The sequence below is a fragment of the Bacteroidota bacterium genome, from assembly GCA_030706565.1.
GTDB lineage: Bacteria > Bacteroidota > Bacteroidia > Bacteroidales > JAUZOH01 > JAUZOH01.
Genome location: JAUZOH010000158.1, coordinates 1 through 8,312 on the forward strand (window position 1 = coordinate 1; position 8,312 = coordinate 8,312).

The following is an 8,312-nucleotide window of genomic DNA, read 5'->3' on the forward strand; positions in this document are numbered from 1 at the left end:
TACTCCTTTCAATTCGAATAAGTATCAATGCCCTTGATTTCTTATCACGAATTAGAACTTGCCTGCAGCAAGTATATTTAAGGAAATACCGTTGAAAGAATGATTGCAGTTAGCGATTGTTTTTACCCTTTACCAAACCTCACTTATATTCTCTGGATCATTTTTTAATTCAATTAATCCGGATACCGTGAGAAAGTTTATTCCCTTGCTCTTTTTCCTGAATTTCTGTTTAGTTTCCTACAATCAGGTTATTGTTGGAACTATCCTGGATAAGAACACCAAAACGCCAATCGATTTTGCAAACGTCTATTTCAATGGAACCTTTATCAGGACTGCCTCCGACAGGAATGGAAACTTCAGGCTGGACATTTCCAAAAATCCCGCTATGCCTGTAACGGTAAGCGCAATGGGATATTATTCAATTACGCTTACAGACTTCTCTGCCGGTGATCCAATCCTGGTTTATATGATTCCCAAAGTATATAAATTGAAAGAAGTGGTCGTTAATGCCAAATCCCTTGCAAGAAAAAAGAAAAGGTATATGGTTATTTTCAAGAATGCATTTCTTGGATCAACCGAAAATGCAAAAAATTGCAGTATAGCCAATGAAAATGACATCACCTTCAACTATTTTTCTAAAAAGGATACACTCAAAGCTTTTGCTTCAAAACCAATTCTAATCGACAACAGGGCTTTAGGATATAAAATCTCTTTTTATCTGGATAAATTTGAATACAATTGGAGAGATGACTCTTTCTGCTTTTCGGGAGATATTATTTTTAAGGAAGATTCAACCCTGGAAGAATCAAAAAAACAAGTTTTCAGGGAAAAACGAAGAGAGGCCTATTTCGGATCGAGAATGCATTTCTTCCGGGCACTTTGGAATAATGAACTGGAAGCAGAAGGTTTTAAAATAACTACCCTAACCGGTAAAAAACTATATTACAAAGACCTGGTTTTCCAAAAGGACAGCCTTAAAAAATTTCTGAAATATCCTAAAAAATTATGTCTTCACTATTTAGAAACGGATGCTGTCAGTTATCTCTATTTTAACAAAAAAGAAGTATATTTTGAAAAAAACGGATATTTTGATCCGCTGGCAATTGAATGGGTAGGTCCAATCATTGATCAGCGCATTGCCGACAGCCTGCCCTATGAATTTGGCTTATGAAAATACCGTTCACGACAAATTTTTAGGGGAGATTTTACCGGGAATTACAATATATTTGCTTCTTCAGGAGAATAAACTATTACAAAATCATGAAAAAACCATACATCAAAAGATGGCTATGTTCAGTCCTGCTGCTGACATTCATAGCTTACCCCTTTAATCTTTACTCCCAAAACTTTAAAGTCAATTATGACGAGAATAAAATTGCACCTTATATCCTGCCCGATCCATTGAAGATGGAAAACGGCAAAGTGGTAAAAACTGACTATGCCTGGTGGAAACAAAGGCGGCCGGAGATACTTTCGCTTTTCGAAAAGAATGTATACGGGAAAACTCCTTCAAAAAAACTTCCCCTTAGCTTCAAAGTATTGTCAGTAGATCAAAAAGCCCTTAATGGAAAAGCAACAAAAAAAGAGGTGTTGGTTTATTTTACGGCTAATAAGAAAGGCCCTTCGATGACTTTATTGATTTACCTGCCCAATCGGTCAAAACCATCGCCCGTTTTCCTCAGTATGAATTTCAATGGAAATCACACAATTACCTCAGATAACTCTATTTCCATAACCCAAAGCTGGGTTCCCAACAATAAGGTGAATAATATCACCGACAATAAAGCAAATCCTGGCACCAGGGGTATTGATTCTGCTTCCTGGCCCTTAAAACAAATTATTGAACGTGGCTACGGGATTGTAACTTTTTATTACGGGGATATTGCTCCGGACAATAAGGAATGTCTTCAAAACCAAATCTTTTCTTTATTCCGAACCTCCTCAGAGGTTAACCGGAAACCGGATGAATGGGGCGGTTTAGGAATATGGGCCTGGGGATTAAGCAGGGCCATGGATTATATCTGTACCGACAGACAGATTGATCCTAAAAAAGTAATTGTTTTGGGCCATTCGCGCCTGGGTAAAGCTGCTGTATGGGCCGGTGCCCAGGACAGGCGTTTTGCCATTGTCGTTTCAAACAATTCGGGCTGTGGAGGTGCTGCTCTCTCCATGCGTGCTATAGGGGAAACAGTAAAGATCATCAATACCAATTTCCCTTACTGGTTTTGCGAAAACTTCAGAAAATATAACGATAATGAAGCAGCCCTTCCGGTTGACCAACACGAACTGATTGCCCTCATTGCTCCCCGCCCGGTTTACATTGCCAGTGCCGAAGATGACAAATGGTCTGATCCCAAGGGTGAATTTCTTAGTGGGGTTTATGCAAGCCCTGTTTACAAACTTCTGCATACCAGTGGCTTATCTATTGCCGCCATGCCACCGGTCAATCAACCGGTAATGAACACCATCGCCTATCACATCCGCACCGGAGGACATGCAATAACTCTTTATGATTGGGAACGTTACATGGATTTTGCAGACATGAACTTTAAAAAACAGAAATAAATAATGAACAGGATTAAAATTTACCAGGTGGATGCCTTCACCGACAATTTATTTTCAGGCAATCCGGCTGCTGTCTGTATTTTGCCTAATTGGTTGGAAAATGAAAAAATGCAAAATATTGCAGCAGAAAACAATCTGGCAGAAACAGCCTTTCTGGTCAAAAAAGGAAATGATTTTGAGATCAGGTGGTTCACACCTACCATTGAAGTAGATTTATGCGGACATGCAACCCTTGCAACAGCCTATGTTTTATTTAACTGTTTGAATTTTCAGGGAAATGAAGTTGTGTTTCACTCTTCCCAAAGTGGTAAATTGAGCGTATCAAAAGAAAATGACCAGTTTCTTCTGAATTTCCCGGCCGATCAGCTTGAAAATGCAGATAATTTCGAACAAATCAGAATGTGCATTGGCATAACACCCAGGGAACTTTATAAAGGCAAAACGGATTATATTGCAGTAATCGACCTTGAAGAAGAAGTTAAAAATCTTTGCCCCGATTTAAATGAGATTTCAAAACTAAAAGCAAGAGGATTAATCGTAACAGCCCCGGGTGAAAAAGTTGATTTTGTCTCCCGTTTTTTTGCTCCCCAATCAGGGATAAATGAAGACCCCGTGACCGGTTCTGCCCATACTTCCCTTATCCCAATTTGGTCGGCAAAAACCGGCAAACAAAAAATGACTGCCCGACAACTGTCTAAACGCGGCGGCGATTTGATGTGCATCAACAATAACGGCCGGGTATCCATTGGAGGAAAAGGGAAATTGTATATGGAAGGAGAAATATTTATCGATTAAAAAAGATACATCCGGTCTTAAAGGACTTGGTTAACTTCTTATTTCATAGGATGAACCGAGCCCTTTTTTATCCCCTTACCTACCAAAGAATAAATATTTCCCACAACAGATATTTTTGTTTCCTATCCTATTCAATAATTTTGTATCTTGTGTATCAATTAGTTATCTCATATCAGATGTTAAATATTATTTGAATTAAAGGGGAAAATAATAAAGAATCAGGTATTGAATTGAGAGGCTAAAATAATTTTAATCGTATCCAGACTGAATTGGTATTAAACCTTCTGAACATCTTCCGCAAAACGGGATATATCTCGATGGTCTTTTTAAATCAAAAAAACTAAAAAATGATAGCTTATTGCGGTTTATCTTGTGATACATGTTCCATTCACCTGGCCACACTGGAACAGGATCCTTCCCGGCAACAGGCAATGAGGGAATCCATAGCCAAAATTTGTTCTGAAAAATACGGGATGAACCTTCAGGCCGCTGATATCAACGACTGCGACGGATGCCGTGCAACTACCGGAAGGCTTTTTTCAAGCTGTCAAACTTGTAAAGTCAGGGAATGTGCCGGCCGGAAAAAAATTATCAATTGTGCTTATTGCAATGATTATGCCTGTGCAGACCTAAAGGCAATCTTTAAGCTGGATCCTGAGGCACAAACCCGCCTTGAATCTGAATTTAATTAATAAAATCTGACAAAAAAACACTCATATATTTCAAACTAACAATAATATTTCTTCTGATTCGTTTCATTCATAATTATGATCTTGTAACTTTTATGCCAGATTACCGTCTTACAGCAAGCTGCAGGAAAGTATCAAGTGCTTTTCTCACTATAAAATTGTAAACATGTAAATTTATATAACCTTGGGAAATACATTATTTTAGGATGGAATAAACATCTTCATTAAATACCAACAAGATGATCACCGGCTTTCCGGCTAACCTTACGATTACCCCACAACCTAAACCTTAAAATTATTGACGAATGAAATACCTCATCCATATATTCATTTCATTACTGATTTTTATAAATGCGATGGGCCAGGAGAAAAAAACGGTCGAAGCCATAAAGATTAATTCTCCTTTAGTTATTGATGGTATCCTTGATGAAGAGGTTTACAAGGAAGCCAAACCGGCAAAGGATTTTATGCAGCTTCAGCCCTACAACGGGAAACCTTCTTTTCAACCTTCAGAAGTTTACTTTTTTTATGACCAGACAGCAATATATGTAGGGGCAATGCTTTATGACAGTGCGCCCGACAGTATTTCAAACCTCTTAACCGAACGCGACAATCCCGGCATGTCCGATTATTTTGGCGTATATTTTGATCCCTATAACCAGGGCCAATTGGCCTATGGTTTTTTTATAACTCCTGCCGGAGTCCAGATAGATTTAAAAGCCATAAAAAGTGACGGGGACAACGAAGATGCCAATTGGAATGCCGTATGGGAAAGCAAAACACGAATCACGGATAAAGGTTGGATAGTGGAGATGCGTATACCCTATTCAAACCTGCGGTTTTCCGAGAAAGCGGGTAATGTCTGGGGCCTCAATATGTTCCGGAATATCAGGCGGTACAATTCCAACAATTCCTGGAACTTTATAGATCGGAATGTTACAGGGTTCATACATCAGGAAGGGCAGCTGGCAGGTATTCACGACATCAAGCCGCCCGTCCGCCTTTCGCTAAGCCCGCACCTGGCCACCTATTTCCAGTCCAAAAACGGCAATGAATCTTCCGAATTCCTTTACAAAGGAGGGATGGATGTAAAATATGGCCTCAACGAGAGTTTTACCCTGGATATGATGCTGGTCCCAGACTTTGGACAAATTCAATCCGATGATAAAAAACTAAATCTTAGTCCCTACGAATTGTATTACAATGAAAAAAGGCAATTCTTTACCGAAGGGACTGAACTGTTTCAACGCGGGAATATCTTTTATTCGCGCCGGATTGGAGCCTATCCGAAATTTTCAGCAGATTTGGGTCCTAATGAAGTTGCATACTTCAACCCGAGTGAAACCCAGCTGATTAATGCCTCCAAGATATCGGGCCGAACCAATAAAGGCTGGGGGCTGGGTATGTTAAATGCCCTATCACTGCCCTCTTATGCCAAATTACGGGATACGCTGACAGGAAATACGCGAAGGGCACTTGTACAACCCCTTACAAACTATAATATTTCCGTCATAGACAAATCATTGAAAAACAATTCTTACTTCAGCCTGATCAATTCAAATGTTTCAATGGCCAATAATCCTTTTCTTGCCAATGTCACTGCCACTGAGTTTCAGATTCGCGATAAGTCAAAAAAATATGCATTCAAAGGGAAAGGTGGAATAAGTAAAAGAGGTGAAAAAAAATATGAAACCGGTTATTATATAAACCTTGGACTGGAAAAAAATAAGGGGAAACTTCAATATGGTATCGGAGAATACTTATATTCCGACAAATATAATCCCAACGACCTGGGCTATCTGCAACGCAACAACATATCCACAAGCGAAGCCTGGATCTACTATCAACAGATCCAACCCTTCTGGATTATAAAGGAATATAGTGGAAACCTCTGGTTTGATCATAACCGGATGTATAATCCCGCTACACTCTACGACAATGAAATGGGATATAATCTTAATGTGACTTTTAAAAATGATTATTACCTTTATCTCAATGGAGGCTACGCCACCAACAGATATGACTATTACGAACCAAGGGTAAAAGGCCGTTTCTTTTTTTACCCCCACAATTACTGGTATAATATTAATCTGACAACCAATCAACTTAAGCCTTTAAGTTTTTATTTCCACTACGGACAAACCTTTCAACCTTCTTTCAGTCAAATTTCAAATTATGGGGATGCTTATGTCTATCTGCGCATTGGACAACATTTCCAATTAAATTATGGAGTTAGCCTGAGTGCTACTTATAATGGTTATGGTTTTGTAGATAAAAACAGCAATGAAGATTCAATAACTTTTGCCCGCCGTAATGTTTATACGCTCGAAAATATATTTTCATCAACTTACGTGCTTAACAACAAAGCAAGCCTGACCTTCAGGGCACGTCATTATTGGTCGGGCGATAGAAATAAAATTTATTGCCTGCTTCAACCGGATGGTTCGCTGAAAAACTATCCCTCCTATTCCCTAAACCAGGATCAGAACTATAATGCCTTTACCATTGATATGATGTTCACTTGGATATTTGCACCAGGTTCAGAACTTTCTTTCGACTGGAAAGATGCAGCATATAACAATCAGAGCAATGTGGTCACTGATTATTGGAACAACCTGAAAAATACCTGGCTGGAACAGACCAACAGCGTATCTTTAAAAATCCTTTATTATATTGATTACAACAGTTTGAAAAAGAAGAAGAAAACATAATTCTATTAAGTTGCTTCCCTTCACTTTCATAAATTACTTATATTGTTATATTTAGTTTTATCAGTTTTTTAAATCCCTTCCAAATAATTTATTTAAGTTTCGCAAGTAGTAAAAAGGGGTTATAAAGGGATACTGCTTCATGGTAATACTCAGTGAAACTCAGGTTTTTCTCAGCGAATCTCAGCGTAAATGAATATCATGACACTGGCATCAAAGATAAATGGTTTGAGGTGGTTTGAAATGGTTCTGTTTCCATTTATCTTGGCGATTTGGCGTCTTTGCGAGAAATGCGTTTCACGCTAAGGCGCAAAGACGCAAAAAATACTTTTGACCATAAAGGATTTGTTTAAAACGTTTCGCGCAAAATGTTTTGGAATTTTTTAATGAATAACCGGCCAGTTTTAACCCTTGGTAAAGGTGTGGGTTGAAGGGAATAAATCACTGACTTTAAATTTTATTCTGTTCAGAGAAATATTTAGTTGCGAAACTTAAATTATTTATTCTAAGAACAGAACTTTTTGAGAAATTATATTGTTATAGCATAATAAAATTAATATGATGGCCGAAATCTTTACCGAAACAGAAATAATGCCCCTGTTGTTTTTAGGGCATGGAAGTCCGATGAACGCAATCGAAGAAAATGAATTTGTCAAAGGATGGAGGGAAATAGCAGGCAAACTGCCCAGACCAAAAGCAATCTTATGCATTTCCGCTCATTGGGAAACAAATGGTACGTATGTGACGGCTATGGAAAAACCGGAAACCATCCACGATTTTGGTGGATTTCCCCGGAAGTTGTACGAAGTCCAATATCCTGCACCAGGCAGTCCCGGACTGGCCAAAGAAATTAAAGCACTTATCACCCGGACGGATACCGGACTCGATTATAAATGGGGATTGGATCATGGTTGCTGGAGCGTACTGAAAAGTCTCTTCCCTGATGCCGATGTTCCCGTTATTCAGCTCAGCCTGGATTTTAACCGGACTGCACAAAATCATTATGAACTGGCCAGGGAACTGGCTCCTTTGCGCAGAAGAGGGATACTGATAATCGGAAGCGGGAATATTGTCCATAACCTCAGATTGATTGCATGGGATAAATTAAACTCATCAGAATACGGGTATGACTGGGCTGTTGAGGCAAAAGAGGAAATGAAAAAATATATACTCAATGGAGAGCTTCAAAAACTGATCAATTACCAGGAAGGGGGAAGGGCATTTAACCTGGCCATTCCGACACCCGAACATTACCTGCCCCTGCTCTATATTCTGGCTCTAAAGGGAAATGATGAAAAACTGGAATTTTTTAATGACAAAATTGTTGGAGCTTCCTTAGCCATGACTTCATTGATTATACGTTAATATTCAGCATAATCATACTGTCGAGCCCACTCTACTCGCCGGGCTCTAATTGCAGAATTGAAAAATCAGGTAACTCAAGTGGAGAAAGTTATTCGCCAGCTCAAATAAATCGAATATTTATTTTACGATTTACATCACCCGCAATTTGAATAAATTATAGATTCTGTCCTGCATCTGATGAGCTCATCAA

At 38.8% G+C, this 8,312-nt stretch carries 6 protein-coding genes; all 6 read left to right on the forward strand.

Going from position 1 to position 8,312, the window contains the following annotated elements; all coding sequences use genetic code 11:
- The first annotated feature begins 187 nt into the window (after positions 1-187).
- The 6 genes from Q8907_09400 to ygiD all read left to right on the forward strand — a co-directional run bounded on the left by Q8907_09400 (position 188) and on the right by ygiD (position 8,122).
- Positions 188-1,171, forward strand: coding sequence for a carboxypeptidase-like regulatory domain-containing protein (locus Q8907_09400; protein ID MDP4274479.1), 984 nt, complete (start codon positions 188-190; stop codon positions 1,169-1,171).
- An 89-nt stretch (positions 1,172-1,260) separates the two neighbouring features.
- Positions 1,261-2,565 (forward strand): acetylxylan esterase, encoded by a 1,305-nt coding sequence (locus Q8907_09405; GenBank protein ID MDP4274480.1) that lies wholly within the window; start codon positions 1,261-1,263, stop codon positions 2,563-2,565.
- A gap of 3 nt (positions 2,566-2,568) precedes the next feature.
- The gene (locus Q8907_09410; protein ID MDP4274481.1) at positions 2,569-3,360 is read left to right on the forward strand and encodes a PhzF family phenazine biosynthesis protein; all 792 of its coding nucleotides are present in this window, start codon (positions 2,569-2,571) and stop codon (positions 3,358-3,360) included.
- A gap of 347 nt (positions 3,361-3,707) precedes the next feature.
- A complete protein-coding gene (locus tag Q8907_09415; GenBank protein MDP4274482.1) occupies positions 3,708-4,052 on the forward strand; it encodes a DUF3795 domain-containing protein in 345 nt (114 codons plus the stop codon).
- Between the two features lie 302 nt (positions 4,053-4,354).
- On the forward strand, positions 4,355-6,760 hold the full coding sequence (locus Q8907_09420) for a DUF5916 domain-containing protein (GenBank protein ID MDP4274483.1): 2,406 nt from the start codon (positions 4,355-4,357) through the stop codon (positions 6,758-6,760).
- A 555-nt stretch (positions 6,761-7,315) separates the two neighbouring features.
- Positions 7,316-8,122, forward strand: a complete 807-nt coding sequence (ygiD, locus tag Q8907_09425; protein ID MDP4274484.1) for a 4,5-DOPA dioxygenase extradiol — start codon at positions 7,316-7,318, stop codon at positions 8,120-8,122.
- Positions 8,123-8,312: the final 190 nt, after the last annotated feature.